We start from the raw sequence: 25,258 nt of genomic DNA, 5'->3' as shown, positions 1-25,258 counted from the left end.
TTTTCCCACGCATAAAAAAACACCCCAGTCGCTGACTGGGGTGTTTTTAAGAATTAATGAGCTGGCGATGACTTACTCTCACATGGGTAACCCCACACTACCATCAGCGCAAAGAGGTTTCACTTCTGAGTTCGGGAAGGGATCAGGTGGTTCACTCTTGCTATTGTCGCCAGCACAACTGTTTATGGTGATTTCGGGTTTTACGTCGTATTCGACATCCGTACTATCTTAACCAAAAGAGTTATTAACAGAAGGGCTGATTGAGTTGAAATTTCTAGTTTATTTTAGCGATTTGATTAACTAAATCAAGCGATTTGTCAAAGAATAGATTGCGCATACAACTGCTTGGGTGTTGTATAGTCAAGCCTCACGAGCAATTAGTATTGGTCAGCTTCACATATCGCTATGCTTCCACATCCAACCTATCAACGTCGTAGTCTTCAACGGCTCTTTAGAGGACATAAAGTCCTTGGGAAATCTTATCTTGAGGTAGGCTTCCCGCTTAGATGCTTTCAGCGGTTATCCCTTCCGAACATAGCTACCCGGCGATGCGACTGGCGTCACAACCGGTACACCAGAGGTTCGTCCACTCTGGTCCTCTCGTACTAGGAGCAGATCCTCTCAAATTTCCAGCGCCCACGGTAGATAGGGACCGAACTGTCTCACGACGTTCTAAACCCAGCTCGCGTACCTCTTTAAATGGCGAACAGCCATACCCTTGGGACCTGCTTCAGCCCCAGGATGAGATGAGCCGACATCGAGGTGCCAAACACCGCCGTCGATATGAACTCTTGGGCGGTATCAGCCTGTTATCCCCAGAGTACCTTTTATCCGTTGAGCGATGGCCCTTCCATACAGAACCACCGGATCACTAAGACCTACTTTCGTACCTGCTCGACTTGTTGGTCTCGCAGTTAAGCGCGCTTTTGCCTTTATACTCTACGCGTGATTTCCGACCACGCTGAGCGCACCTTCGTACTCCTCCGTTACTCTTTAGGAGGAGACCGCCCCAGTCAAACTACCCACCAGACATGGTCCTCGTCCCGGATAACGGGACAGAGTTAGAACCTCAATATTACCAGGGTGGTATTTCAAGGATGGCTCCATAGCAACTAGCGTCGCTACTTCAAAGCCTCCCACCTATCCTACACAAGTAAGATCAAAGTTCAATGTCAAGCTGCAGTAAAGGTTCACGGGGTCTTTCCGTCTAGCCGCGGGTACACCGCATCTTCACGGCGATTTCGATTTCACTGAGTCTCTGCTGGAGACAGCGCCCCCATCATTATGCCATTCGTGCAGGTCGGAACTTACCCGACAAGGAATTTCGCTACCTTAGGACCGTTATAGTTACGGCCGCCGTTTACTGGGGCTTCGATCAAGAGCTTCGCTTACGCTAACCCCATCAATTAACCTTCCAGCACCGGGCAGGCATCACACCCTATACGTCCACTTTCGTGTTTGCAGAGTGCTATGTTTTTAATAAACAGTTGCAGGGGCCTGGTTTCTGAGGCTGTCAACCGCTCAAGGAGTAAATCCTATCACCGTCAACAGCGTACCTTCTCCCGAAGTTACGGTACCATTTTGCCTAGTTCCTTCAGCAGAGTTCTCTCAAGCGCTTTGGTCTACTCGACCTGACCACCTGTGTCGGTTTCGGGTACGATTCCTGTGTAACTGAAGCTTAGAGACTTTTCCTGGAAGCAGGGTATCAGCCACTTCGCTAGTAAACTAGCTTGGTATCAGTTCTCAGCATAGAGTACCCCGGATTTGCCTAAGATACATGCCTACAACCTTTCACCTGGACAACCAACGCCAGGCTGACTTAACCTTCTCCGTCCTCTCATCGCATTACACAGAAGTATTGGAATATTAACCAATTTCCCATCGACTACGCCTCTCGGCCTCGCCTTAGGGGTCGACTCACCCAGCCCCGATTAACGTTGGACTGGAACCCTTGGTCTTTCAGCGTGCGAGTTTTTCACTCGCATTGTCGTTACTCACGTCAGCATTCGCACTTCTGATACCTCCAGCATACTTCTCAATACACCTTCATCGGCTTACAGAACGCTCCCCTACCACGCATAATAAATTATGCATCCGCAGCTTCGGCATATAGTTTTAGCCCCGTTACATCTTCCGCGCAGGCCGACTCGACTAGTGAGCTATTACGCTTTCTTTAAAGGGTGGCTGCTTCTAAGCCAACCTCCTAGCTGTCTATGCCTTCCCACATCGTTTCCCACTTAACTATAATTTTGGGGCCTTAGCTGGCGGTCTGGATTGTTTTCCTCTTGACTACGGACGTTAGCACCCGCAGTCTGTCTCCCGGATAGTACTCATTGGTATTCGGAGTTTGCATCGGTTTGGTAAGTCGGGATGACCCCCTAGCCGAAACAGTGCTCTACCCCCAATGGTATTCGTCCGAGGCGCTACCTAAATAGCTTTCGGGGAGAACCAGCTATCACCAAGTTTGATTAGCCTTTCACCCCTATCCACAAGTCATCCCCCGGCTTTTCAACGACGGTGGGTTCGGTCCTCCAGTTAGTGTTACCCAACCTTCAACCTGCTCATGGATAGATCACCTGGTTTCGGGTCTATACCCAGCAACTAAACGCCCTATTAAGACTCGATTTCTCTACGGCTCCCCTATACGGTTAACCTTGCTACTGAATATAAGTCGCTGACCCATTATACAAAAGGTACGCAGTCACCGAACAAGTCGGCTCCCACTGCTTGTATGCATGCGGTTTCAGGATCTATTTCACTCCCCTCACAGGGGTTCTTTTCGCCTTTCCCTCACGGTACTGGTTCACTATCGGTCAGTCAGGAGTATTTAGCCTTGGAGGATGGTCCCCCCATATTCAGACAAGGTTTCACGTGCCTCGCCCTACTCGTCATCATTATGTGTGCCCTTTCGTGTACAGGACTATCACCCACTATGGTTGCACTTCCCAGAGCATTCCACTAAAACACACATAACTTAATGGGCTGATCCGCGTTCGCTCGCCGCTACTGACGGAATCTCAATTGATTTCTTTTCCTAAGGGTACTGAGATGTTTCACTTCCCCTCGTTCGCCTCGTATGACTATGTATTCATCATACGATACCTACCTTATAGTAGGTGGGTTTCCCCATTCAGAAATCTCCGGATCAAAGGATATTTGCCGCCTCCCCGGAGCTTATCGCAGGCTATTACGTCTTTCATCGCCTCTGACTGCCAAGGCATCCACCACATGCACTTAATTACTTGACTATACAACCCCAAACAGTCGTAACCCCTACAAGGAGGGTTAGCAACATTACAGTTTGAAGTACTGTGTATTTAAACACTGTACAGCTTCAATCTATTTTCGTTTTCCAAAACGCTTGATTCAGTTAATTTCTTCGCTAGTACTCATCGTTCCTTTCGAAACAATGAGCTAAAACAATTAATTTCAACTCAAATTTGCCAATCTGTTAATGATTAACTACGCCTTCGTCAGGTCGTAGCAAACTGTGATAAATCACAGAACTTAATAAAATTGATCACCAAGATATGAAGAACAACTTTTACTAAATTCTATAATCTAACTTTGCAGTTAAATTCTTTGTTTCTGATTCCAGAAACCTAACTTTATATGGTGGAGACTAACGGAGTCGAACCGTTGACCTCCTGCGTGCAAGGCAAGCGCTCTACCAACTAAGCTAAGTCCCCAGATAATCTATTCGAGATACTCTATCTTTGCTTCTCATAAGTTCTAAAACATCGTTTTATCACCACACTTAAAAAGTGAATGGTGGGTCTGACGAGACTTGAACTTGTGACCCCACGCTTATCAAGCGTGTGCTCTAACCAACTGAGCTACAGACCCTGAGAAAACCTAAAGCAACGAATCGCTTTAAATCTTTTGCAAGACACAGTTGAAGAACAACTTGTTGTGGATTCTTACCGATCGTCAATCTTTCGTTAAGGAGGTGATCCAGCCGCAGGTTCCCCTACGGCTACCTTGTTACGACTTCACCCCAGTCGTTGGCCACACCGTGGTAAGCGGGCTCCTTACGGTTACCCTACCTACTTCTGGTGCAACAAACTCCCATGGTGTGACGGGCGGTGTGTACAAGGCCCGGGAACGTATTCACCGCGGCATTCTGATCCGCGATTACTAGCGATTCCGACTTCATGGAGTCGAGTTGCAGACTCCAATCCGGACTACGATCGGCTTTTTGAGATTAGCATCCTATCGCTAGGTAGCAACCCTTTGTACCGACCATTGTAGCACGTGTGTAGCCCTGGTCGTAAGGGCCATGATGACTTGACGTCGTCCCCGCCTTCCTCCAGTTTGTCACTGGCAGTATCCTTAAAGTTCCCGGCTTAACCCGCTGGCAAATAAGGAAAAGGGTTGCGCTCGTTGCGGGACTTAACCCAACATCTCACGACACGAGCTGACGACAGCCATGCAGCACCTGTATGTAAGTTCCCGAAGGCACCAATCCATCTCTGGAAAGTTCTTACTATGTCAAGACCAGGTAAGGTTCTTCGCGTTGCATCGAATTAAACCACATGCTCCACCGCTTGTGCGGGCCCCCGTCAATTCATTTGAGTTTTAGTCTTGCGACCGTACTCCCCAGGCGGTCTACTTATCGCGTTAGCTGCGCCACTAAAGCCTCAAAGGCCCCAACGGCTAGTAGACATCGTTTACGGCATGGACTACCAGGGTATCTAATCCTGTTTGCTCCCCATGCTTTCGTACCTCAGCGTCAGTATTAGGCCAGATGGCTGCCTTCGCCATCGGTATTCCTCCAGATCTCTACGCATTTCACCGCTACACCTGGAATTCTACCATCCTCTCCCATACTCTAGCTAACCAGTATCGAATGCAATTCCCAAGTTGAGCTCGGGGATTTCACATCCGACTTAATTAGCCGCCTACGTACGCTTTACGCCCAGTAAATCCGATTAACGCTTGCACCCTCTGTATTACCGCGGCTGCTGGCACAGAGTTAGCCGGTGCTTATTCTGCGAGTAACGTCCACTCACTATAGGTATTATCTATAGGAGCCTCCTCCTCGCTTAAAGTGCTTTACAACCATAAGGCCTTCTTCACACACGCGGCATGGCTGGATCAGGGTTCCCCCCATTGTCCAATATTCCCCACTGCTGCCTCCCGTAGGAGTCTGGGCCGTGTCTCAGTCCCAGTGTGGCGGATCATCCTCTCAGACCCGCTACAGATCGTCGCCTTGGTAGGCCTTTACCCCACCAACTAGCTAATCCGACTTAGGCTCATCTATTAGCGCAAGGTCACAAGTGATCCCCTGCTTTCCCCCGTAGGGCGTATGCGGTATTAGCGTCCCTTTCGAAACGTTGTCCCCCACTAATAGGCAGATTCCTAAGTATTACTCACCCGTCCGCCGCTAGGTCAGGTAGCAAGCTACCTTTCCCCGCTCGACTTGCATGTGTTAAGCCTGCCGCCAGCGTTCAATCTGAGCCATGATCAAACTCTTCAGTTAAAAATCATTAGTAGCTTATGGCTACAAATCTTGGCTCATCAAATAACTGACAAATATTTCTCAAATAAACTTCGAGTAATTTCTACCAATCAATCAATGATAATATTTGATCAATCAACCAGTAAAAATCCACACAAGTTGTTCTTCATAATCTCTTAATGATTTACTTACTGCTTCGTCAGCAGCAAGCTAGGTCGGCCATGTTACTCTCTTTATTTAGAAAGTCAACAAGTAATGTTATTTAATTTAAAGCCCTTATCTACAATCCAAACACCCTAACTTAAAGCTAAGTGCTTGTTATTCAACAAGTTCTTATTAACATCACCGCCGATGGATGTGCATTATAGGCGAAAAAAAATCGTGCGCAACCCCTATTTCAACTAATTTCAATCAGGTGGCTATTTTTCAATCCAAATACCCGATTAAATGCTTTGTTGGTTGCTTTTATAACCAAAACCAATGACTTTATTTATATAAATCCACTTAACCATTATTTATATCTGCTTCAACCGAACCAAATCGACCAGTTAATCGCCAATATGCCCATATTCCTACAAGCTAAATGCAAAAATCGGTGCCTTTTAGGAAAAAGACACCGATTTTTTATTTAAATAACATTGGATACTGACTTACAGCCTCATCATCTTTTAAGACATTAACTTCATGCTTCTATCTATATCAGTATCTATGCAACAACGCTGAATCGCTTCAATCTATCTTCTATGCGCGAATCACTTCACCCGTTTGTGCATCCATGATTTTACTCGGCTGCTGGCTCAGACCTAAATCACCATTTAAATACTTAAGCTCGCTACCAAAATATTGATTGGCTTCTTGTAAGGAGCGGGCTGGCGTACAACCTGCAGGATTGGCACTGGTCGAAACAATAAATCCGCCAAAGGCATTACACAATCCAGTGCACAACGGATGGTTGGTGACTCTGACCGCAACTTTAGGATGCTGACCTCGAATCCAGTGTGGAATACTCTCATCGGCATCAAGTAACCAGGTTATTGCTCGCTCCGCATGAGAACGATGCGTCCAACTCTCAATAATAGCTTGTCGCTTAGACAAGTCTAGACGTGCTAGCAAATGTTCGACTTGGCTAACTTGACCAGCAAGCAAAATAACACCTTTCTCCATCGGTCGCTGTTTCAGCCTTAATATCTCTAAAAAAGCCTGTTGGTCAAACGGGTCACAGCCCAGTCCCCATACGGCCTCTGTTGGATAGGCCAGCACTTGGCCACGTTTAAGATGTTTAGCAGCTTCGACAACGGAGGTTGTGATCATGAATTTCTATCCATTGTGTTATTGAAGCAATGATTGTGAACACTAATGCACATTACGGCAACGTATATATAAGCCGAATTGCTGTATGCAAAAGCCAAGCAGTTCTAATTCCATCAGATAAGCCGTTAATTCTGCAGTATTTAAATCAAGTTTCTGCGCCAAGCTATCCGTATCTTGCCCTGTCCAATCGAGTAATTGATAAAGTGCAAATAGATGCTCAGGGAGAATTGGATCAGGTTCAGGCGCGACATTGTTCACTTGTTGTTGACAATGCCACTGTGTAGGTAATGCCAAATCTTCAATCATCTGTTCGGGATGATCAATCAAAATCGCCCCTTCACGAATCAACTGATGACAGCCCTGATAGCATTCACTATAAATATGCCCCGGAATGGCGAAAGTGATTTTCCCCTGCTCTGCTGCAGCCTTCGCAGTAATTAATGAACCACTTTTCAAGGCTGCCTCAGCCACCAATACCGCCAGACTCAGGCCACTCACAATACGATTGCGGCGTGGGAAGTGATGCTGTAAAGGTTTAGTATCGGGCAAAAACTCACTAATAATCGTACCGGAGTGCTGTAAAATCTTCTCTTGTAAGTACCTATTTTGGCTAGGATAAACCTGATCGATTCCTGTTCCAATCACGGCAATGGTACGATGATGCTGCAACGCACCCAAGTGAGCTGCCTCATCAATACCTTGTGCTAGACCACTGGTAATATAAAAGCCCTTTTCACTTAAATAGTAAGCAAAGTCATAAGCGACTTGTTTGCCATGTGGACTGGGCTTTCGGCTACCAACAATTGCAACCTGTGGATGGTTTAAGTTTTGCCAAGCGCCTTTTCCCAACAATAACGGTGGACGGTCGGCATACGGTAAGAGTTGCTGCGGATAATAAGTTTCCGTGTCGAGCAAAATAAAGTCACTATGTAGTTTGATTTGTTGAATACATTTAGAAAACTGCTGTTGATTTTTAGATGTATAGAAGCTTTCTGCGCGCTGAATATGATTGGCATGGATATTCAATGCTTTCCAATTGAATAAGTTCTTTTCTTTAACTGCCTCTGCAACTGAGCCAAAGTATTGCTGTAATTTATGAAAGCTCGAAATTGAATGTTGCACCAAATACCAAAGCTTAATATGCGCCAAATGTTCCTCTGAGATTTCCATCAACATTTTATTTTATCGTCCTCTTTATTCTTATTTTTCATTGCACTGTTCGAGCAATGTCTTGCCTTAAAAATCTAGGTTACCCACTAAAGCGTATCTTCTGCTAACAAAGCCCCCATTTGAATGGGCTGTGAACTCTCCAAAATAAAAGCATAACTCAGTTGTTCAAATACTTTAAAAACCACCAACTGACCGATATGCTGATGAGGTAGTTTGACCCTATTTTTCTGCTGCGGATCTGTCGCTTGCTGGCCATCTTGAAAAATTTGTAGAATCTGCCCAACACTCACACCGTGTAAATGACCTCGATCAATGGTGACAATATTATTCTTTGCTGCAATATCAATTGAACCCATCACTCGAATAATACGGGCACCCGTAAATTGTTTAGACTGTGCTGCTGCAATACCCGTTTCAGCTCCTGTATCTTGATATTGCGGCATGACGATATCACCCAAACGAACTTCACCGTACTGACTGCGATTCAACTCAAGTGTCGTAACGCCCTGCTTGGAGGCAATTGCTGTCGCTGTAGCCACTTCAGTGATATCGAGCGCATCAAAATTAAATTTAAGTTTGGCGAGATTTGATTGATAAAGCGCACCCTTACGATATATACCGTACTGCTGCCCCACAACCAATCCTTTGCCATTTGCAAATACCGTTTGCCCAGCCCCAACCATAAGACGATGATCCACACTACCAACAATAGAAGGTAACTCGGTGATTGAATCGGATTTAACGATGACATGATGAGCTAACCATGGTCGCAACTGTGCTGTGGAAAGTGTATTCACAGATTGAGAAAGTGACTCACTCCGTATTTTGGGATGTAAATAGACAGTTTCAGCAGCGATAACCGGCTGCATTTCAAACATCAAAATCGCTAAACTAAAAAAAGCGAACAGCAACCATTTCTTAAAGATTGCGATACGGCAAAATAAGCTGCAATTGCAAGCCTTTGTCATCATGATAATTCCTAAAAATATACCGCTATTTGCGTTATACTAGCGGGCTAAACCTATTTTTTTAATTCTTGAAGCACTCGCTTCAGTACTGCTACGCTCAATCGCAGCATCAGTGAGGATATCGTATGGCCTTATTACCCATTTTAAGTTTTCCTGATCCTCGTTTGCGTACGATTGCCAAACCTGTTGATCATGTGACCGATGAGATTCGCCAACTGGTCGCAGATATGTTCGAAACCATGTATGCAGCACCCGGTATTGGTTTGGCTGCAACGCAAGTAGATCGACATATTCAACTGGTGGTGATGGATTTATCTGAAGAAAAAGACGATCCATTGGTCTTTATCAATCCAAAAATCACACCACTTACTGAAGAGACTCAACCCTATGAAGAAGGTTGCCTCTCCGTACCGCAAATATACGACAAAGTTGAGCGCCCGTCACGCGTAAAAATACAAGCGCTAAACCTTGAAGGACAAGCCTTTGAAGTTGAAGCAGATGGTTTATTAGCAGTCTGTGTACAGCATGAAATCGACCATTTAAATGGTAAGTTATTCGTCGACTATTTGTCTCCACTGAAGCGTCAACGTGCACGTGAAAAAGTTGAAAAATTGGTCAAACAACGTCAAAAAGAAAAAGTTGCAAGCAAACGCTAAAATGGCTTTTAAGTTTAATCTAGCTCCACTTCACAAATTACATCTTTGCTTTGCTATACTTCGCACAGAAAAAATGTTGGGATGAACGTTTTGTTGTTAAGACAGGGACTGTTGCTCGGATTTGCAGCGGTATGTTTACAGATCGCTGTATTTCTACAGCCTTTACTACCGGAGCAATATCAAGTTGCACCGGTCTGTGAAACGGTCAGTCTCGCCTTAGCAGAAAGCAACTACTATGCTGTGCAACAATCTCATGCCGAACACTCGCATCAGCAGCACAATCAAAGCATTAAAGCCCCACCACAGCCACACGATCATCACGGTCTAAATCATCAATGCCAATACTGTACAGTCTATGGCAACTTGGTGCTGCCACCTGAACTCAATCTGATCGCCGTTATCGATCGCATCCAAGTTCGACTGATTGCTTTTCAAAAAGCAGTACATCATGTCTATTTTGTACTACAGCGGCTCTATCTCATCCCCCAAGGACGAGCGCCCCCTCTTTTTGCATAAATCAAAACCTTAAACGGGTCTTCAATGACTCTAGCCTTGTTTTATTTATGTTTTAAGAGAGATTTAAAATGGCTCAGCCTAAATTCTTCTTACAGCCACTTACGGCTGCGATTTGTGTCGCCAGTTATTCAGTCAGCGCATTGGCAAGTGATGCACACAACACCCCAGACACTCCACTTCAATTGGCACCCATTGTCGTGACAGCACAGTTAGCAAATGACGCCAATGGTCTGATTATCCACGCAGATCCAAAGCAAGCTGTACAACCCATCCCTGCAGTTGATGGTGCAGCTTATCTACAAAACATTCCCGGATTTAATCAAGTTAAAAGTGGCGGTGCCAACAGTGACGTGACGTTTAGGGGCATGTTTGGTTCACGCATTAAAATCATCACAGATGGTACGGAAAACCTAGGCGCCTGCCCAAGCCGTATGGATAGTCCGACTTCTTATATCTCACCAGAAAGTTATGACCGCATTACTGTGGTGAAAGGCCCACAAACCGTGCAATACGCACATACTGGTTCAGCTGCAACCGTGAGCTTTGAACGTGAACCAGAAAAACTAACCGCAGATAAACCGTATCGTGGACAGGCCAGTGTCTTGATGGGTTCTTATGGCCGCCTTGACCACAACATTGAAACTGCGATTGGTGATGAAACCAAATATGCGCGCCTTAACAGCAGCCGTTCAGTTTCGGATGACTATAAAGATGGTGATGGCACATCGATTCATTCCAACTGGAAGAAATGGAATGCAGATCTAGCCTTTGGTTGGACTCCAGATGATGACACTTGGGTTGAGCTTAAAGGCGGTAAAGCCGATGCAGAAATGGCTTATGCTGGTCGTAAAATGGATGGTTCTCAATTTAGACGAGACAGCTTAGGTCTTCATTTGCAAAAGAAAAACTTGAGTGAGGTCATTAAGCAAGTCGACGTCCAAGTCGATTACAGCAATAACAACCACATCATGGACAACTTTAGCTTACGCACCCCTCCCCACATGCGCATGGAAACCCGAGTTACCCGTCGCACTTTGAATGCTAGCGCCAATATGCTTGCTGAATGGGATAAATTAAGCCTAAAAACTGGGATTGATAGTCAGCACAACAAACACGCCAAGAATTTAGTTTCAGACATGAAATTCGAATCATACGGTGCATTTGCTGAACTTAGCTATCCACTAAATGACACCAACAAGATCGTAACTGGTGCACGTTTAGATCAGGTAGATATTAGTAACTTCAACACCCAGGCCACGCGTAAAGAAACCTTGCCAAGTGGCTTTGTGCGTTTGGAAAATGAAATCGCTGAACATGGTTTAAAAAACTATATTGGCGTGGGTTATGTCGAGCGTGTACCTGATTATTGGGAGTTATTTAGTACTGATTTTTATGGAACGACAATTAAACCATTTAATTTATTGAAAAATGAAAAAACCACACAACTCGATTTTGGTACCCAGTTTGAACATGGTGCGTTCAGTGCGTGGGCTTCAGGTTATGCTGGTGTGATTAATGACTTTATTTTAATGACCTATGTTCCAAATGAAAAAGGTGAGTTAATAACGAAAAGTCGTAATGTTGATGCGACCATCGCTGGAGCTGAGGCGGGTGTGGGTTATCAATTTACCGATCAAATTCAAGCCGATGTCAGCACCATGTATGCTTGGGGTGAAAACACCACAGACAATACCGCTTTACCCCAAATTGCACCACTTGAAGCGCGCGTTAATCTACGTTATGTCGAAGACAAATATAATGTGGGCTTATTATGGCGTACAGTTGCTTCACAAAATCGTATTAGCCTGAATGAAGGTAATATCGTGGGTTATGACATTGGTAAAAGCAAATCATTTAATGTTCTGTCTATCAATGCAACTTACAACCTCACTTCTGGTGTAGATCTGTCAGTCGGCATTGATAACTTACTGGATACCACCTATACCGAACATTTAAATAAACTCGGAAATGCTGGCTTCGGCTTCGCATCAGATGAACAGTTTAATAATATTGGCCGCAATTATTGGGCACGTATGAGCATGAAGTTCTAAACTAGATTCAGCAAAAAATAACCGAGCCACTGTGCTCGGTTATTTTTTATCTCGGATTAAATGAGATCAAAGTATTTACTGCTATTCACTACTTCATCAACATCAAATATCTTTGCTTATGCTTTGACTGGAACTGTTGCAGTTTTCTTTTGCGCCAAGATAATGCCCACCAAGATAATAAGCCCCCCAATACTATGATAAATCGTCCAAGCTTCTGCCAACCAGAAACTGGCAATAATCGCAGTGAAGATTGGCACCAAATTCATAAAGATACTGGTACGATTTGGCCCAATATATTGTACTGCCATCATCCAAAGTAAGGGTGCAATGAGAGATGGAAAGAGTCCTGCATAAAATACACTACCAGCATTTTCTGCAGTAATCGGATCGAGTCCTAACCACATAATAAACGGTAGATGGTAAATCAGGGTAAAGAAAATTTGGATATATAAACTGATCAGTAAAGGCATTTTAAGCTGCCATTTCTTTAGAAACACCCCATAGAAAGCATAGAAAAATACAGCGCAGAGCATTAGAACATCACCCCAATGCCCACCAGCGGTCACTAAACTGGAAAAATCACCACCGCTCATCACATAGAGTAAGCCAAAGAAAGATAAGAAACTTCCGATTACAGCGAAGCGATTCGGAATATCCTTTAAAATCGCCATTGAGACAAAAATGGTAAAAATTGGAATGAAAGCATTAATAATGCCCATATTGGTGGCCGTAGTATGATGCGAAGCATAATAGGAAAGACCTTGATATAAGAACATTCCAAAAGCACTTAATACGGCCAACTTTTTTATATTCGGTGTAATCAGATGTCTTTGCTTCCAAACAGGCATAAGCATAAATGGTGTTAATACAATGAAAGCAATAAACCAGCGATAAAAACTAATGCTCATCGGTGAAATATAATCCACCACATAGCGGGTCACTGCAATGTTCATTGACCAGATTAATACTGCGATCACCGGCAAACAAAATGCCCACCAATGTAATTTGGTCTCTTGATTCATTTGCAAACTCATTTTCTTAAGATAGGTTATATTGTCGTCTAAGTCTGATTTAATTAAAACAAGGCATTTCAGACATTCATAGCGCAATCAAGACATTTACCTGCTGCAATCAAATGAATAGCGGCCAACTTTTCATGGCGATATGGATGACTTGATTCAGTTGCTGTTTGGAAACCCCATCTCGCGCTTGAAACGTAAACCCCTGCACCACAGTCGAATAATAATCGGTCATATCCTGAATATTTATGCCGCTTTTTGTTGGAATTTTCCAGGTCATGATTGCAGCTGGATCATTATTTGGTGGCTTTGTAGTTGATCATTTCAGTGCAAATATTCTATTGTATAGCGTACTTAGCTTTATCATGTTGGCCTTGCTCTCAATATTCACTTGGTCACGCGGGCTGAACAATCCTAAAATCACCTGTGATGGGTAAAGAGTTGACGTTTATATCGCATGCATAAATTGACTGAACTTGATCAGTATATTGAAATTGAAGAGTTCCATTATCAACAGCACGATATTGTTACGCCGCATAGTTGCTTATGGGGCGACTTCAATTTTAGTTTGAATGGCTTATTAGAATTTGATATTGACCAAAAAAAGTTTTTGTCCCCACCCAATTATGGGATCTGGATTCCGCCACAAACAGCACACTGCAGCACAGCATTAGATGATCACATTACTCATTATGTTTGTATTCGGCTTCATCCAATACTGTGCCAAAACTTCTCAACCAGCTGCAAAACCTTGAGTATCGAGCCTTTTTTTCGGCATACCGTGGCTGAATTACTCCTGCAGCAAAAAAGAAAGATGGCTCTCCCAACCAATACGCCCTATTACAGACATCTGTTGCAGGTATTACTCGATCAAATTTACATGGCACCTGCCTATGATCAGTATTTACCACAAAGTAATCATGGCCTATTAGCGCCCATTTTAAAAAAACTAGCAGAACCAACGCGATTTAAACAAAGTTTGCAACAGGTCTTGGCAGACTTTGACCTAAGTGAGCGACAGATTCTGCGCCTCAGCCAACAAGAACTACAACTGCCTATTTCGGAATGGCGCAACCGAGCCAAGATTGTCTATGCAATTGCACAAATTAGACAAGGCATGGCGATTAAACAGATCGGCTACCAACTCGGCTATCAACATAGTTCAAGTTTTATCGATTTCTTTAAACGTTATACAGGTCAAACACCAGCACAAATGCGCAATAATTAGCTTTCTCTCTTTTGTTATATTACATATTATGATAAATACACTGTATTGATAGCAAAAAATACGGCCTGTATCAAATACATGCCAATAAGATTTATATAAGGCACATTTATCTCATCGAATACTTAACGCTAAGATGCCAATCATTTCTCTTTTAATAGGAATATCATGAAAAAACTTTTGATTATAATATTTTGTTCAAGTGCATTTACCTTAACCGCATGCAATGAAAAACCCAAAGAAGTCACTCCTCAAAAAACTACAGCAGAATCTATCCCAAATCCAATTGTACCTACGGTTTTAACCAACTTAAGCCACAACAATATTGCTGATATCCGTAGTGATTTTCAAAGTGTACAGCGCCTAATGAACAATATGGCAACTGAATCAAGTGCGATTGAAAAAAAGTTTGAAAGCGCGGCTGCAACAGGAAATGCGGATGCGATTGCTGAAGTAAAAACTGCTTTAGCTGATTTCACCACCCGCATTAACCAAAGCCTTGATGATTTACCAATTCAGTCAAATGAGGTCTATATCGTACGTTACAAACTTAAACAACTAAATAAATTGCATGCAGACCTCATTATCGTTGAAATGGAGCCCCCCCCAGACCCAACCAAATTGGCTGAATTAACGGCTGAGTCAGAAAAGCAACAGCAACAAATACAAGAATATATGATGCAATTACAACAGCTTATCAACGCGCCTCAACCGCAATAAAATCTTACACGGCACAGATTTAACGCTGTGCTTTTCTTTTGATAATGGCTTTTAATGTTTATTCACTATTAATGACAATCAGATGATTATTAACTTTTTTGTTATTATTCATAATGATAAATATACAAAATCTATAGAAAGAAATATGATAACTATTCATTTTAAATGAATATGAATAGTGTCTATACATGTTTAGTTTCATTTAAAACTTGAATAACGCATTCAAAATTAAATTAATTGTCCTTAAGGAAATCTGATGAAAAAATTATTAATCGCAACACTTTGTGCAAGTGCATTCGCTTTAACAGCATGTGATAAAAAAGCAGCTGACACTGCAACAGCGAAAGAAACCGCTCCAGCTGTCGCTTTAAGCAGCAACAATGCAGCTGATATCAAAAGCGATTTAGCTGCAATTAAAGCGCTATCAATCGCCAAAGCGCAAGAGTCTACTGAAGCTCAAACTAAACTTTTAGAATCAGCTAAAACTGGCGACAAAGCAGCAGTAGAAGAAATGGTGAAAGGCATGAAAACTTTCACTGAAGGATACAATAAAGAGTTAGATGCATTAGCGCTAAAAAGTAGCGAAGTTGATTCAGCTCGTCAAAAAATGAAAGAATTCCAAAACGTAAATGTTGAGCTCAGCGAAGCTGCAATTTCTGCAAAACCAGATCCAACTAAAATGGGTGAGTTAGCGAAAAAAGCAGGCGAGTTACAACAAGCATTGGCAGCTGAAATGCAAAAGCTAGAAGCGAAAGCAGCTGAAGTGAAATAATTGTTTTTTGAAAGGAAAAGCGTAGGCCAAGTGCCTACGCTTTTTTTTAAAATACTAATAATAATGCTTGTGATCATCCGTAAATCTCGATAAAACAGGTGTACTTCAATTCTATTTAGTCAGGTAGTACAAGGATGAGCCACTCGGTTTACAATATCCCACTGAACAATATTCAAGGCCAAGCAACCGACTTAAACCAATATCAAGGAAAGGTTTTACTGTTGGTGAACGTCGCTTCAAAATGTGGACTTACCCCACAATACGAAGGTTTAGAAAGTTTATATCAAGCGAAAAAACAAGATGGTCTCGAAATCTTGGGTTTTCCTGCGAATAATTTTCTAGAACAAGAACCGGGCAGTAATGAGGAAATCCAACAGTTTTGCGCATTAACCTATAATGTAAGTTTTCCATTGTTTAATAAAATTTCAGTTGCAGGTGAAGACAAGCACCCACTTTATGACACCCTAATTCATGCCATTCCAGAACGTATTGGTGAAGGTAAATGGTGGAAAGATCTAGAGGATTACGGACTGACACCCAATGCAAAACCAGAAGTGCTTTGGAACTTTGAGAAATTCCTCATCAATAAAAAAGGTGAAGTGGTTGCTCGCTTTGCACCTGACATTACTGCAGATGATCCACGTTTAGTTGCAGCAATTGAAAATGAATTAAAGCAATCCGCTTAAGCTTGAATAGCGCATTTCAAGAGCCCCTTTGCTGTAACATGAATAAAACTGTTATACGTTTGCAATAAGCCTATTCTTCTAATGATTACATCTCTATAGTGAGATGTAATCGTTAAATTAAATGTTGAAAATCATGTTAAAAGTCATACAGAAATCTAAAATCAAGTTGCTCGGCCTTTCCCTGACCTTCATCACTGGTTTAAGTCTATATGGCTGTGATGCCAATACCAGCTCCCCCTCTCAAACCGCTACTGAGCAAACTCAACCTGCACAGGTTGTCGATATTTCTCAGCTAGAAAATGGAAATATACTCTACATCATTCGTGATGCAGCCAATATGCAATTGAAAACAGGCGAATACCTCGCTCAACTGCAAAAAAGCCAAACTGCATTACAACAGGCGATTTCTGCCCAAGACCAACCCTTGTTAAAGCAAAGTGTCGAGGCATTGACGACACAACTTACCGCACTGAATAGTGCATTAAATGGCTTAAACTTAAAAAGCCAAGAAGTTGAGAAAATTAGACAACAAGTACTCGAAGTAAGCCAACAAGCATTGGCGATGCCAGTATTCAATGGCCAAGTGGATTTAAGTAAAGTTGATTTTAGTCAAATCGAGCAGCAGCTTGGTCTCATCCAAGCAGATATGCTACAACTCGCAGCATTGGTCATTTCTAATGCAGATACAGAAACAAGCAACTCAGATACTGATGAAAAAGCTGAAAAATAGGTCGTATTAAATATAGTGCTTCACCTCAGCAACATAAAGAAAAGCAGCACATTGTGCTGCTTTTCAAATAGTTAAGCTAAAAATATTAAGACTGTGTGATCTGATAGATCCAAGGTAGACCCAACGCTAATAGCACACTAATTGCCAAACCTAAGCCCGCTTTAACTGCATCTTTACGCACAATTTTTGCAGTTTCATTCACAGAAGGTTTAAACATATGCATCGAAATTGCGAATTCTCGTCCAGCCAGTAAACCCAAGAATACCCAAGTGGTACTCATTGGAACATTGCTCCATTCTTTGAAAATCAGCAAGATAATCGCATATATAAAATCAATGATAGTGGCTGCACGAATATCCGTGGTTCCTGTTTTCGAAGTGACAATTTGTTGAATCGCACCACCATTTCGATAGAAAATTAGCCCCAATAACGCCACAAAGACCACAACTGCAAAAGCCATCCAGTTAGCAGACACTTCACGTGGTAAATAAACAAAGATGTTGGCTAAATCTTGAATGAGCCACTGGCTCCAGAGGAAAGCTGTTGCAACCCACTGTAATCCAATCCAATAGCTTGGTGCCGGTTGTCCACTGGTTCGGTCAAAATACTCCGTCATGCCTTTAATCACAAAGCGATAGAGTAAAATTGCCACCACAAAGGCAACCGCATAACCCATTAAGGATTTGGTTAGCATTGAGCCCAAATTACTTGGTGCAAAAATGGTAAGCACAAGAAAAGTAGTACTGACAGGTATTGAATAACGGGTCAAAATCAGGATCACAATCGGTGGAATAATATATAGCCACGTCAAGCCCCCTTCAGGAAAGGGAATTTTATCTAGGCGATTATAAGAGGCGTCCCCCACGCCCGAACTAAACCACCCATAAAGTAAAACGACAACAAGTACACTGCTGGCAAACAACCACAACACCCACCATGGGCGCTTACTGTTTGATGAAATGAACGTCCCCAGGGTCTGAATGGCATCGTTTGCGATAATTGAATATGCAGCAAGCACAAAACCAAGCACCATATAAACTTCTAACATGAATATCCTCATTATTTTTAAAGTTCTAATGAGCATATCTACGCAAAAAGTATTACATTGCTAAGTCGGTATAAATACCAAATGGTTAAACTTATAAAAAATGAGCAAACAGAATTTATTATTTTGCTTTAAATCCCAATTTCTAATGACAAACTCAATGTATTCTCAAATAGGCTGCAACGAAAAATTGAAGCAATACTAAATATAATCGAGGATTTGTGGCTTATTCCAAAGCATGCTTTATCTCCAAGAGATAGCATCGTCATATTAAAATCATCCCCAACCACGATTGTGGAAAACCCTTAACTTATCCACAATCGCGATCGAAGCCACTAGATTTCACCGCTAAAATAACAAATCACGCCCTGTTATTTTACTGCGGCGATATCAATTTTGGCGTGACTGCATTTACCTGCTTGCGCAAGTTGATATTCAGAAATCGCATTTCGCCCCTGCGCTTCATCAACCACTTTAAGATTTGCCCCACCTACAAAAACACCCGGTTTAATATATTGCTGCACGAAGTATTGTTTGCCTGCTTCAGTTTTAAGCTTTAAGTGATTGGGTGAGAACTCTGATTCTGTGGAAATAATATGTTCTTGCCCACCCAAAATTTCTTTATAGAAAAATACACCACGTGCAGTCTCCCCCAAACATTCCCCATCAACCCAAATATCCTTTTTCAGTGCCGACCCCACAATATTATTAGAACGATATACATAGATGGCAGCATTTTCGCCCACTGGTGCGGTTAATTTCTTTGTTTCTTGTGTTAGTTTTTGATCTGCTTTAGGTACCGAGGCACAACCGACAAATAGACTTGAAATAGATATTAATATCAATAACTTACTCTTTAAAACATTACTAAACTCCCTTTACAAAGAAGCTAGAAATGTAAACTAATTTTGTTGTAAAAACACAAAATATCCGACCAACTGCAGCGATTTCACGAACAGATAAATACGGTACGACGACTTCATTTGTCACTCGCAATAAAGTAAAAAATCGGGTGTAAAGTACATGATACGCTTTGATCTTTTATGGGTATTGATGGTGACCTGATTAGCTTGCGGACTGGCTGAGTTGCCAAGCACGATAGCTGGCTTGCATACCTTCTTGATCTGCTGTGGAAGCTATGCGACTTTCCAGATTAGAAAAATCACCTTTATAAGCCATCGCAATAAAAGACTTGGCCAGTGCATCGATGCTGGCTCGCCCAACCGTTTTATAGGCTGTAATTTCTTGTGGCGTAAGCGCCAAGTCCCAACATGACACCACGGAACTCATGTCGACAGCAACACTCATAAAGTATTGATTGTCATTTTGGTAAAGTTCCCAAAAGTGCGGTTCTAACTCAATCAATTGCATCGCGCGATAGACTCCAAAATGTATGCAGAAAGTATAGCCAATACAGCATTTTATAAAACAAAAAATCATAAAAAAGCCACCTTACGGTGGCTTTTTTATATTTAAACCAGCAATTAGATTGCGCGGTTTTTAATTTTACGAATGGTGTCTAACTGTGCAGCTGTTTCTGCTAATGCAGCAAGCGCTGCGGCAGCGTCCAAATCGCCCTTTTGATTGGCTAACAATTGTTCAGCATTTTTACGTGCTTCTAAAATTGCAGCTTCATCTAAGTTTTCAGCGCGGACCGCAGTATCTGCAAGTACCGTCACTACGTGCGGTTGAACTTCTAACACGCCACCAGATACATAGATTAATTCTTCAGTACCATTTTCCAATAGCACGCGAATTGCACCTGGTTTTAGCAAAGTCACTAGCGGAGCGTGACCAGGCATAATACCCAGTTCACCGCCAGCACCTTTAGCAATCAGCATCGTTACAGTGCCTGAGTACAACGACTCTTTAACACTGACGATATCACATTGCAAAGTAGCCATGAGAATCTCCTAAATTAGAGCGCTAATTAAAGTTTCTCAGCCTTAGCAATCACTTCGTCAATACCACCCACCATGTAGAACGCTTGTTCTGGGATGTGGTCGTATTCACCTGCTAAAATACCTTTAAAGCCACGAATCGTTTCTTTAAGCGATACCAATTTACCAGGCGCACCCGTAAATACTTCAGCAACGTGGAATGGTTGAGAGAAGAAACGTTGGATTTTACGCGCGCGGTAAACAACCAATTTATCTTCTTCAGCCAATTCATCCATACCCAAGATTGCGATGATGTCTTTAAGCTCTTTATAACGTTGCAGAATGTTCTGTACAGAACGTGCAATTTCATAATGCTCAACACCAACAACCAAAGGATCTAGCTGACGTGAAGTAGAATCGAGTGGATCGATTGCTGGGTAAATACCACTAGAAGCAATATCACGACTCAATACAACAGTTGCGTCTAAGTGAGCAAATGTTGTTGCAGGCGATGGATCCGTTAAGTCATCCGCAGGTACGTATACCGCTTGGATTGACGTGATCGAGCCTGATTTAGTTGAGGTAATACGTTCTTGAAGTACGCCCATTTCTTCTGCAAGCGTAGGCTGATAACCTACTGCAGATGGCATACGACCGAGAAGTGCAGACACTTCAGTACCGGCCAATGTGTAACGGTAAATGTTGTCAACAAACAACAATACGTCACGGCCTTTACCGTTTTCGTCTTTCTCATCACGGAAGTATTCAGCCATGGTCAAACCAGTCAACGCTACGCGTAAACGGTTACCCGGTGGCTCATTCATCTGACCGTAGACCATTGCTACTTTGTCTAGAACGTTAGAATCTTTCATTTCGTGATAGAAGTCATTCCCTTCACGGGTACGCTCACCAACACCAGCAAACACAGATAAACCTGAGTGAGCTTTCGCGATGTTGTTGATCAATTCCATCATGTTTACAGTTTTACCAACACCGGCACCACCGAACAAACCAACTTTACCACCTTTCGCAAACGGGCAAAGTAAGTCGATGACTTTAATACCTGTTTCCAAAAGATCAGTTGAAGCTGCTTGGTCAGCATATGAAGGTGCTTGACGGTGAATCGGCAAACGGTTTTCAGTTTCAACTGGACCAGCTTCATCAATTGGGCGTCCTAAAACGTCCATGATACGACCTAAAGTCGCAGTACCGACAGGTACAGAAATTGGTGCACCAGAATTGGTTACGTTTAGGCCACGTTTAAGACCTTCTGTAGAACCCATTGCGATGGTACGTACAACGCCATCACCAAGTTGTTGCTGAACTTCTAAAGTGGTTTCAGTTCCATCAACTTGGAGAGCGTCATAGATCTTAGGAACGCTATTACGTTCAAACTCGACGTCGATAACCGCGCCGATGATCTGAATGATACGACCGCTACTCATTGCTGTCTCCTCAATTCAAAATAATGTTAAACGGCAGCGGCACCACCAACGATCTCAGAGATTTCCTGAGTAATCGCGGCTTGACGCAGCTTGTTATAAATGAGCTGTAGACTCTTGATCAAGTCACCTGCGTTGTCGGTTGCAGCTTTCATTGCGACCATACGTGCAGATTGTTCACAAGCGATATTTTCAATCACACCTTGATACACCACAGATTCAATATAGCGAACCAATAAGCCATTCAAAAGCTCTTCAGCTTCAGGCTCATAGAGGTAATCCCAACCATAACTACGGTTAAGATCCGTGTCCTCAGCAGCAGCTGCTAAAGGAACCAATTGTTCGATTTTTTGGTTTTGAATCATGGCATTTACAAAGCCGTTTGATACGAGATAAATACGATCTAATTCGCCTTTATCATACGCATCCAACATCACTTGTACTGAACCAGATAACTGTTCCAAACTCGGTGCATCGCCAACTTGTGTCGTTGCGCCAAGCACATTTCCGCCGTAGCTTTTAAAAAACGAAACCGCTTTTTGACCAATCAAAGCAAATTGAACTTCGATGGATTGCTCTTGTTGTTCTTGCACATGCTTAACAACTTTTTTAAACAAGTTAATGTTTAAACCGCCAGCCAAACCACGATCAGACGAAACGATGATGTAACCAACACGTTTCACCGGACGATCCACCATATAACGGTGTTTATATTCTGGGTTTGCTTGGACTAAGTGAGCAATTACACGGTGCATATTTTCGGCATACGGTCGGCCCTGAGCCATGCGCTCTTGCGCACGACGCATCTTAGAAGCAGCCACCATCTGCATCGCACGCGTAATCTTCTGCGTGCTTTTGATACTGGCTACTTTGGCGCGAATTTCTTTTAAATTTGCCATACGCTTAACCTAGTATTCGAAGGCCCTTTCAAGCCTCCGAAGGTTGATCCGTGAATCAAACTTAACTAGCTTTTAGTCACTGCTAAAATTAGTAAGTTTGAGTCGCTTTAAAGCTCTCAATACCCGCTTTAATCGCAGCTTCGATCTCTTTATCGTAGTTACCTGTTGCATCAATGTTCTGCATTAAAGCAGCATTTTCTGCACGGAAATAAGAGATCAATGCAGCATCAAAATCTACGATTTTGTTGACTGCAACGTCAGTCATATAACCTTCGTTTGAAGCGTAGATAGAAACAGCTTGGTCAGCAATTGAGTATGGCGCATATTGTTTCTGCTTCATTAACTCAGTTACACGTTGACCATGTTCAAGTTGCTTACGAGTTGCTTCATCAAGATCCGAAGCAAACTGAGCAAATGCTGCCAATTCACGGTATTGCGCTAGTGCGGTACGGATACCACCAGACAATTTTTTGATGATCTTGGTTTGCGCAGAACCACCAACACGTGATACCGAAATACCCGCGTTCACAGCAGGACGAATACCTGCGTTGAATAATGATGTTTCTAGGAAGATCTGACCATCAGTAATTGAAATTACGTTGGTTGGTACGAATGCTGATACGTCACCCGCTTGAGTTTCAATGATTGGCAATGCAGTCAAAGAACCAGTTTGGCCTTTAACTTCACCATTCGTGAATTTCTCAACATAATCTGCAGAAACGCGCGAAGCACGTTCAAGAAGACGAGAGTGAAGATAGAATACGTCACCTGGATATGCTTCACGGCCTGGTGGACGACGTAATAACAATGAAATTTGACGGTAAGCAACTGCTTGCTTAGACAAATCATCATAAATAATTAACGCATCTTCACCGCGGTCACGGAAGTATTCACCCATTGTACAACCAGCATACGGAGCAAGATACTGCATTGCTGCAGGATCTGCCGCTGCAGCAGCAACAACAGTGGTGTAAGCCATCGCACCAGTTTCTTCAAGTTTGCGTACAACGTTAGCAATAGTCGATTGTTTTTGACCGATTGCAACGTAAACACATTTAATACCAGAAGATTTCTGAGCAATGATCGCATCGATAGCCATCGCAGTTTTACCTGTCTGACGGTCACCAATGATCAATTCACGTTGGCCACGGCCAACAGGAATCATTGTATCAACTGATTTATAACCTGTTTGTACAGGTTGGTCGACCGACTGACGCCAAATTACGCCTGGTGCTACTTTTTCAACAGCATCAGTTAATTTTGCATCGATAGGGCCTTTGCCATCAATTGGGTTACCCAAAGCATCTACGACACGACCTAAAAGTTCTGGACCAACCGGAACTTCAAGTACGCGACCTGTGCAGCGTGCTTTTTGACCTTCTTGAAGGCTTAAATAATTACCTAGAACGACAGCACCCACTGAATCCTGTTCTAGGTTCAGTGCCATACCAAATAAGCCGCCGTCAAATTCGATCATCTCACCATACATTGCATCAGCAAGGCCGTGAATACGCACAATACCGTCGGAAACCATAACAATGGTCCCTTCGTTCTTAGCGGTCGCGCTGGTGTCCAGATCGCCGATACGCTGTTTAATGAGCGCACTGATCTCGGATGGATTCAGTTGTTGCATTGCGCTATACCTCAATCTTTTATTAGTTCAGTCTTCTTACGCATGGTTAGCTCAGAAGGCGAGTCCGCATTTTTTCAAGCTTGTTAAGCGCAGAGTCATCTATCACTTGGTCGCCTGCACGAATAACAACACCAGCAATTAATGCCTTGTTCACTTCAACGCTGACATTCACAGCACAGTTCAAGCGTTTAACGAGTGCTTGAGAAAGGAGTTGCTCTTGTTCTGCGTTCAGTGGAAATGCTGATTCAATAACGACATCAACAGTATTGTTATTTTGAGACTTAAGCTGCTCATATTCCACGGCAATTTCAGGAAGCAAAGTCAAACGACTATTGTCTGCAAGAAGTGTCAAAAAGTTTGACACGGCTACAGATTGTTGCTCACCTAAAATTTTCGCAAAAATACTTACTTGCTCAATAGGCGTTAACTCAGGGCGATTTAAATAAGCCGAAAATTCTTCGTCTTCAACCGCAGCGCTGAGTATTTGTAACGCATTAGACCAACTGTCAGTGGCACCTTGCTCTGAAGCATAAGCAAATGCTGCTTTGGCGTACGGGCGTGCCAACGTCAAGAGTTCAGCCATATTTGCCTCGCTTAAAGTTTAGCAGCCAGCTGAGTGAGCATTGCATTGTGTGCAGCTTCATCAACTTGTTGGTTTAGAATTTTCTCTGCACCAATCACTGCAAGTGCAGCAACTTGTTGACGGAGTTCTTCACGAGCAGTATTGATTTCGAGGTCAACAGCTTCTTTCGCTTGTTGACGGATGCGCTCACCTTCAGCAGATGCTTGAGTGCGTGCTTCTTCTACCAATTGTGCTCCACGACGGTTCGCTTGTTCGATCAATTGAGCCGCTTGTGCTTTTGCCGCATCGATTTCTTGCTTAACTTGTGCTTGCGCATCAGCAAGATCAGCTTTCGCTTTTTCTGCAGCATTTAAGCCATCAGCAATACGACGCTGACGTTCACTAATCGCATTGATTAGTGGTGGCCATACAAACTTCATGCAGAATGCGACAAAAACCGCAAACGCAATCGCTTGGCCAATCAATGTGAGGTTAATATTCATTGCTATTCC

The 25,258-nt window shown here is 42.9% G+C and carries 22 protein-coding genes, 2 tRNA genes, 3 rRNA genes and 1 pseudogene; 9 read left to right on the top strand and 19 right to left on the bottom strand.

Features of this window, described 5'->3' with window-relative positions:
* Nucleotides 1–59: 59 nt before the first annotated feature.
* The 8 genes from rrf to FD716_RS01660 all read right to left on the bottom strand — a co-directional run bounded on the left by rrf (nucleotide 60) and on the right by FD716_RS01660 (nucleotide 8,913).
* Nucleotides 60–174: ribosomal RNA gene (gene rrf, locus FD716_RS01695) — 5S ribosomal RNA — on the bottom strand.
* 182 nt (nucleotides 175–356) lie between these two features.
* Nucleotides 357–3,248 (bottom strand): 23S ribosomal RNA (locus FD716_RS01690).
* A gap of 365 nt (nucleotides 3,249–3,613) precedes the next feature.
* Nucleotides 3,614–3,689: transfer RNA gene (locus FD716_RS01685), tRNA-Ala, on the bottom strand.
* Between the two features lie 80 nt (nucleotides 3,690–3,769).
* A tRNA-Ile gene (locus FD716_RS01680) sits at nucleotides 3,770–3,846 on the bottom strand.
* A gap of 96 nt (nucleotides 3,847–3,942) precedes the next feature.
* A 16S ribosomal RNA gene (locus FD716_RS01675) occupies nucleotides 3,943–5,482 on the bottom strand.
* Together the 16S, 23S and 5S rRNA genes with 2 tRNA genes alongside form the textbook arrangement of a ribosomal RNA operon.
* A 720-nt stretch (nucleotides 5,483–6,202) precedes the next feature.
* The gene (locus tag FD716_RS01670) at nucleotides 6,203–6,772 is read right to left on the bottom strand and encodes a Sua5/YciO/YrdC/YwlC family protein (protein WP_139850643.1); all 570 of its coding nucleotides are present in this window, start codon (nucleotides 6,770–6,772) and stop codon (nucleotides 6,203–6,205) included.
* Nucleotides 6,773–6,814: 42 nt separating this feature from the next.
* Entirely contained in the window at nucleotides 6,815–7,948 is a 1,134-nt protein-coding gene (gene dprA, locus FD716_RS01665) for a DNA-processing protein DprA (RefSeq protein ID WP_139850642.1), read from the bottom strand.
* Between the two features lie 80 nt (nucleotides 7,949–8,028).
* A complete protein-coding gene (locus FD716_RS01660; RefSeq protein ID WP_139850641.1) occupies nucleotides 8,029–8,913 on the bottom strand; it encodes a hypothetical protein in 885 nt (294 codons plus the stop codon).
* Between the two features lie 122 nt (nucleotides 8,914–9,035).
* Here FD716_RS01660 and def point away from each other — a divergent pair, with 122 nt between their 5' ends.
* The 3 genes from def (at nucleotide 9,036) to FD716_RS01645 (ending at nucleotide 12,133) form a co-directional block, all read left to right on the top strand.
* Nucleotides 9,036–9,566: a peptide deformylase gene (gene def, locus FD716_RS01655; RefSeq protein WP_139850640.1), complete on the top strand. Its 531-nt coding sequence runs from the start codon at nucleotides 9,036–9,038 to the stop codon at nucleotides 9,564–9,566.
* A gap of 90 nt (nucleotides 9,567–9,656) precedes the next feature.
* Nucleotides 9,657–10,082 (top strand): DUF2946 family protein, encoded by a 426-nt coding sequence (locus FD716_RS01650; RefSeq protein WP_228714896.1) that lies wholly within the window; start codon nucleotides 9,657–9,659, stop codon nucleotides 10,080–10,082.
* Between the two features lie 68 nt (nucleotides 10,083–10,150).
* The gene (locus FD716_RS01645) at nucleotides 10,151–12,133 is read left to right on the top strand and encodes a TonB-dependent copper receptor (protein WP_139850638.1); all 1,983 of its coding nucleotides are present in this window, start codon (nucleotides 10,151–10,153) and stop codon (nucleotides 12,131–12,133) included.
* A gap of 116 nt (nucleotides 12,134–12,249) precedes the next feature.
* Here the strand turns inward: FD716_RS01645 and FD716_RS01640 are convergent, their stop codons facing one another.
* On the bottom strand, nucleotides 12,250–13,155 hold the full coding sequence (locus FD716_RS01640) for a DMT family transporter (protein ID WP_139850637.1): 906 nt from the start codon (nucleotides 13,153–13,155) through the stop codon (nucleotides 12,250–12,252).
* 109 nt (nucleotides 13,156–13,264) lie between these two features.
* The gene (locus FD716_RS18795) at nucleotides 13,265–13,432 is read right to left on the bottom strand and encodes a hypothetical protein (RefSeq protein ID WP_171476962.1); all 168 of its coding nucleotides are present in this window, start codon (nucleotides 13,430–13,432) and stop codon (nucleotides 13,265–13,267) included.
* On the opposite strand from FD716_RS18795, the pseudogene FD716_RS01635 reads away from it, so the two are divergent.
* From FD716_RS01635 to FD716_RS01610, 6 genes and pseudogenes are all read left to right on the top strand, one after another.
* Nucleotides 13,401–13,589: pseudogene (locus FD716_RS01635) on the top strand (MFS transporter); the annotation flags it as partial. The gene FD716_RS18795 and the pseudogene FD716_RS01635 overlap by 32 nt on opposite strands.
* Nucleotides 13,590–13,609: 20 nt before the next feature.
* Nucleotides 13,610–14,380, top strand: coding sequence for an AraC family transcriptional regulator (locus FD716_RS01630; RefSeq protein WP_139850636.1), 771 nt, complete (start codon nucleotides 13,610–13,612; stop codon nucleotides 14,378–14,380).
* Between the two features lie 165 nt (nucleotides 14,381–14,545).
* Entirely contained in the window at nucleotides 14,546–15,097 is a 552-nt protein-coding gene (locus tag FD716_RS01625) for a PilZ domain-containing protein (RefSeq protein WP_139850635.1), read from the top strand.
* A 256-nt stretch (nucleotides 15,098–15,353) separates the two neighbouring features.
* Nucleotides 15,354–15,869 carry a hypothetical protein gene (locus FD716_RS01620; protein WP_139850634.1) on the top strand — a complete coding sequence of 172 codons (516 nt, stop codon included), beginning with the start codon at nucleotides 15,354–15,356 and terminating at the stop codon, nucleotides 15,867–15,869.
* A gap of 134 nt (nucleotides 15,870–16,003) precedes the next feature.
* On the top strand, nucleotides 16,004–16,555 hold the full coding sequence (locus FD716_RS01615; RefSeq protein WP_139850633.1) for a glutathione peroxidase: 552 nt from the start codon (nucleotides 16,004–16,006) through the stop codon (nucleotides 16,553–16,555).
* A gap of 133 nt (nucleotides 16,556–16,688) precedes the next feature.
* Nucleotides 16,689–17,285 (top strand): hypothetical protein, encoded by a 597-nt coding sequence (locus FD716_RS01610; protein ID WP_139850632.1) that lies wholly within the window; start codon nucleotides 16,689–16,691, stop codon nucleotides 17,283–17,285.
* A gap of 85 nt (nucleotides 17,286–17,370) precedes the next feature.
* On the opposite strand, the gene FD716_RS01605 is transcribed toward FD716_RS01610, so the two are convergent.
* The 9 genes from FD716_RS01605 to FD716_RS01565 all read right to left on the bottom strand — a co-directional run bounded on the left by FD716_RS01605 (nucleotide 17,371) and on the right by FD716_RS01565 (nucleotide 25,249).
* Nucleotides 17,371–18,333, bottom strand: a complete 963-nt coding sequence (locus tag FD716_RS01605; protein WP_139850631.1) for a hypothetical protein — start codon at nucleotides 18,331–18,333, stop codon at nucleotides 17,371–17,373.
* 368 nt (nucleotides 18,334–18,701) lie between these two features.
* On the bottom strand, nucleotides 18,702–19,175 hold the full coding sequence (locus FD716_RS01600; RefSeq protein WP_139850630.1) for a DUF2846 domain-containing protein: 474 nt from the start codon (nucleotides 19,173–19,175) through the stop codon (nucleotides 18,702–18,704).
* A gap of 220 nt (nucleotides 19,176–19,395) precedes the next feature.
* Entirely contained in the window at nucleotides 19,396–19,701 is a 306-nt protein-coding gene (locus FD716_RS01595) for a hypothetical protein (protein WP_139850629.1), read from the bottom strand.
* A 113-nt stretch (nucleotides 19,702–19,814) separates the two neighbouring features.
* Nucleotides 19,815–20,234, bottom strand: a complete 420-nt coding sequence (locus tag FD716_RS01590; RefSeq protein ID WP_139850628.1) for a F0F1 ATP synthase subunit epsilon — start codon at nucleotides 20,232–20,234, stop codon at nucleotides 19,815–19,817.
* 26 nt (nucleotides 20,235–20,260) lie between these two features.
* Complete coding sequence (gene atpD, locus FD716_RS01585; RefSeq protein ID WP_139850627.1) at nucleotides 20,261–21,655, bottom strand: F0F1 ATP synthase subunit beta; 1,395 nt, start codon at nucleotides 21,653–21,655, stop codon at nucleotides 20,261–20,263.
* Nucleotides 21,656–21,681: 26 nt separating this feature from the next.
* On the bottom strand, nucleotides 21,682–22,551 hold the full coding sequence (gene atpG, locus FD716_RS01580) for a F0F1 ATP synthase subunit gamma (protein ID WP_139850626.1): 870 nt from the start codon (nucleotides 22,549–22,551) through the stop codon (nucleotides 21,682–21,684).
* An 88-nt stretch (nucleotides 22,552–22,639) separates the two neighbouring features.
* Nucleotides 22,640–24,184 carry a F0F1 ATP synthase subunit alpha gene (gene atpA / locus FD716_RS01575; RefSeq protein WP_139850625.1) on the bottom strand — a complete coding sequence of 515 codons (1,545 nt, stop codon included), beginning with the start codon at nucleotides 24,182–24,184 and terminating at the stop codon, nucleotides 22,640–22,642.
* Between the two features lie 46 nt (nucleotides 24,185–24,230).
* On the bottom strand, nucleotides 24,231–24,767 hold the full coding sequence (locus FD716_RS01570; RefSeq protein WP_139850624.1) for a F0F1 ATP synthase subunit delta: 537 nt from the start codon (nucleotides 24,765–24,767) through the stop codon (nucleotides 24,231–24,233).
* 11 nt (nucleotides 24,768–24,778) lie between these two features.
* Nucleotides 24,779–25,249, bottom strand: coding sequence for a F0F1 ATP synthase subunit B (locus tag FD716_RS01565; protein WP_139850623.1), 471 nt, complete (start codon nucleotides 25,247–25,249; stop codon nucleotides 24,779–24,781).
* Between the last annotated feature and the right edge of the window lie 9 nt (nucleotides 25,250–25,258).

Source organism: Acinetobacter pullicarnis (assembly GCF_006352475.1).
GTDB classification, from domain to species: domain Bacteria; phylum Pseudomonadota; class Gammaproteobacteria; order Pseudomonadales; family Moraxellaceae; genus Acinetobacter; species Acinetobacter pullicarnis.
Note: the sequence above shows the minus strand (reverse complement) of the source record. Positions and strands in the feature narration are given on the sequence as shown.

Bases quoted from the DNA above. Each gene is read 5' to 3' on its own strand.
- FD716_RS01670 (WP_139850643.1), bottom strand. From the start codon at position 6,772: ATGATCACAACCTCCGTTGTCGAAGCTGCTAAACATCTTAAACGTGGC.
- dprA (WP_139850642.1), bottom strand. From the start codon at position 7,948: ATGTTGATGGAAATCTCAGAGGAACATTTGGCGCATATTAAGCTTTGG.
- FD716_RS01660 (WP_139850641.1), bottom strand. From the start codon at position 8,913: ATGATGACAAAGGCTTGCAATTGCAGCTTATTTTGCCGTATCGCAATC.
- def (WP_139850640.1), top strand. From the start codon at position 9,036: ATGGCCTTATTACCCATTTTAAGTTTTCCTGATCCTCGTTTGCGTACG.
- FD716_RS01645 (WP_139850638.1), top strand. From the start codon at position 10,151: ATGGCTCAGCCTAAATTCTTCTTACAGCCACTTACGGCTGCGATTTGT.
- FD716_RS01640 (WP_139850637.1), bottom strand. From the start codon at position 13,155: ATGAATCAAGAGACCAAATTACATTGGTGGGCATTTTGTTTGCCGGTG.
- FD716_RS18795 (WP_171476962.1), bottom strand. From the start codon at position 13,432: ATGACCTGGAAAATTCCAACAAAAAGCGGCATAAATATTCAGGATATG.
- FD716_RS01630 (WP_139850636.1), top strand. From the start codon at position 13,610: ATGCATAAATTGACTGAACTTGATCAGTATATTGAAATTGAAGAGTTC.
- FD716_RS01625 (WP_139850635.1), top strand. From the start codon at position 14,546: ATGAAAAAACTTTTGATTATAATATTTTGTTCAAGTGCATTTACCTTA.
- FD716_RS01620 (WP_139850634.1), top strand. From the start codon at position 15,354: ATGAAAAAATTATTAATCGCAACACTTTGTGCAAGTGCATTCGCTTTA.
- FD716_RS01615 (WP_139850633.1), top strand. From the start codon at position 16,004: ATGAGCCACTCGGTTTACAATATCCCACTGAACAATATTCAAGGCCAA.
- FD716_RS01610 (WP_139850632.1), top strand. From the start codon at position 16,689: ATGTTAAAAGTCATACAGAAATCTAAAATCAAGTTGCTCGGCCTTTCC.
- FD716_RS01605 (WP_139850631.1), bottom strand. From the start codon at position 18,333: ATGTTAGAAGTTTATATGGTGCTTGGTTTTGTGCTTGCTGCATATTCA.
- FD716_RS01595 (WP_139850629.1), bottom strand. From the start codon at position 19,701: ATGCAATTGATTGAGTTAGAACCGCACTTTTGGGAACTTTACCAAAAT.
- FD716_RS01590 (WP_139850628.1), bottom strand. From the start codon at position 20,234: ATGGCTACTTTGCAATGTGATATCGTCAGTGTTAAAGAGTCGTTGTAC.
- atpD (WP_139850627.1), bottom strand. From the start codon at position 21,655: ATGAGTAGCGGTCGTATCATTCAGATCATCGGCGCGGTTATCGACGTC.
- atpG (WP_139850626.1), bottom strand. From the start codon at position 22,551: ATGGCAAATTTAAAAGAAATTCGCGCCAAAGTAGCCAGTATCAAAAGC.
- atpA (WP_139850625.1), bottom strand. From the start codon at position 24,184: ATGCAACAACTGAATCCATCCGAGATCAGTGCGCTCATTAAACAGCGT.
- FD716_RS01570 (WP_139850624.1), bottom strand. From the start codon at position 24,767: ATGGCTGAACTCTTGACGTTGGCACGCCCGTACGCCAAAGCAGCATTT.
- FD716_RS01565 (WP_139850623.1), bottom strand. From the start codon at position 25,249: ATGAATATTAACCTCACATTGATTGGCCAAGCGATTGCGTTTGCGGTT.